The organism is Microbacterium sp. ISL-103 (assembly GCF_018613995.1).
Lineage (GTDB): Bacteria > Actinomycetota > Actinomycetes > Actinomycetales > Microbacteriaceae > Microbacterium.
The window spans coordinates 1-1,504 of record NZ_JAGGPD010000660.1; the positions used below are offsets into that span (position 1 = coordinate 1).

Annotated in this window: 4 protein-coding genes; 2 read left to right on the forward strand and 2 right to left on the reverse strand. The window is 68.0% G+C overall.

Translation table 11 applies throughout. The annotated features are described in order from the left end of the window. On the reverse strand, positions 1-196 hold a 196-nt coding region (locus J7E68_RS19280; protein WP_396652527.1), incomplete at its 3' end, for a dUTP diphosphatase. A 12-nt stretch (positions 197-208) separates the two neighbouring features. On the opposite strand from J7E68_RS19280, the gene J7E68_RS19285 reads away from it, so the two are divergent. Further along, on the forward strand, positions 209-673 hold the full coding sequence (locus tag J7E68_RS19285; RefSeq protein ID WP_215175150.1) for a DUF3093 domain-containing protein: 465 nt from the start codon (positions 209-211) through the stop codon (positions 671-673). Between the two features lie 135 nt (positions 674-808). Here J7E68_RS19285 and J7E68_RS19290 read toward each other — a convergent pair whose 3' ends face one another. Continuing rightward, a complete protein-coding gene (locus J7E68_RS19290) occupies positions 809-1,102 on the reverse strand; it encodes a DUF4193 domain-containing protein (protein ID WP_215175151.1) in 294 nt (97 codons plus the stop codon). Positions 1,103-1,298: 196 nt separating this feature from the next. Between J7E68_RS19290 and sepH the strand changes: the two genes are divergently transcribed. Further along, positions 1,299-1,504, forward strand: a 206-nt coding sequence (gene sepH, locus J7E68_RS19295; protein ID WP_215175152.1) for a septation protein SepH, incomplete at its 3' end; no start/stop codon positions are given.

Consider the following 1,504-nt stretch of genomic DNA (forward strand, 5'->3'; position numbering starts at 1 on the left):
CCAGGCCGCTGCGAGGCACCACGAACGCGGCGTATCCGTCGGGGAGCGCGATGCGCACGCCGGTCGCCACGAGCGCACGCTCTCCGGGCTCGAGATGCACGGCCTCCGCGGCCACCAGATCGGCTCCCGCGTCGCCGGGATGCGCATAACCGGGGAGCACAGAGGCGATAATGGGGACATCAACGGATTCAGTCACCCCCCGAGGCTAATGCAGAAGATCACTCCCGACGCGCGGACCCGCTACCGCGAGAGACTGTCCCCCAGCCTGTGGCTGCTGGTGACGGTCGCACTCGCAGGCCCCATGGTGGCACTCATCTTCGTGCCCGTCGGCTCGACCGTCGCTCTCGTCGCCGGCGCCGCGGTGTCGGGCCTGCTCGTCATCGCGTTCATCGCGCTCAACCCGGTCGTCGCCGTCGAGGGCGATGTCCTGACCGCCGGTCGAGCACACATCGACGTCAGACACCTCGGATCCCCCACCGCGCTGAGCGGCGAAGAGGCGCGCCAGGCGCGCGGCCCCGGACTGCCCGCCCGAGGATGGCACCTGATCCGTGGCGGCATCGACGGCATCGTCGTCGTGCCGAACATCGACGCCGACGACCCCGTGACCACCTGGACCATCTCCTCGCGGACCCCGGATCGTCTCGCCGCGGCGATCATCGCCGCCCAGGGCTGACCGGCGTCCCTCGCAGCCGACCCCGTGCGGGGTGCGTACGACGGCGCCCGCCGCCTCGTGTGCGCTGCTGGCGGAGAAAGACAACGCGCCCCTGACCGAGAGGTCGGGGGCGCGTGGAATCTCGTTCGAGTGCGCTCAGGCGGCGCACTCCTTGCAGATGGGGCCGGAGGAGCCCTCATGATCGAGCTGCGAACGGTGCTTCACGAGGAAGCAGTTCATGCAGGTGAATTCGTCCTGCTGCGCGGGCAGCACGACGACATCGAGCTCGAGGTCGGAGAGATCGGCTCCGGGAAGGTCGAAGCTGGACGGATTGTCCGCATCGTCGTCTCCCGTGGAGCCGGAGCTCTTGTCCGGCACACGCTCCTTGAGGGCTTCGATCGACTCGGAGTCGTCTTCACTCTTGCGGGGAGCGTCGTAGTCGGTTGCCATGTGGTGAATCTCCACTTTCATGCGAGTGGGTGGTGCGCCGTCGGGGTAATCGGCGGCCATAGTTTGCATGACCACGAACGAATAAGCAAATGCCCGGGGCTGCGACAGACCAAACTCACGGCACGCCCAGAGTATTCCCGGGTCGGAGCGGCCCTCCGTGACACCATGAACGCACACCCATCAGAGGGGCATTCGCATGGAAAACGTCACCATCGTCGGCACAGAAGCAGGAGTGCTCGTACTCGCGACCGAGTCGGGCGAGCGGTTCGCGCTGCCCATCGACGACGTCCTGCACCGCGAGTTCCGCCGGGCCACGCGCCAGAGCGAGCCGACCGCGCAACGCCTCGCCGCGAGTCCGCGAGACATCCAGGCGCAGATCCGTGCCGGTCTCACCGCGCCCGA

Excerpts from the sequence above, each read along its gene's own strand:
- J7E68_RS19285 (WP_215175150.1), top strand. The coding sequence starts at position 209 with ATGCAGAAGATCACTCCCGACGCGCGGACCCGCTACCGCGAGAGACTG.
- J7E68_RS19290 (WP_215175151.1), bottom strand. The coding sequence starts at position 1,102 with ATGGCAACCGACTACGACGCTCCCCGCAAGAGTGAAGACGACTCCGAG.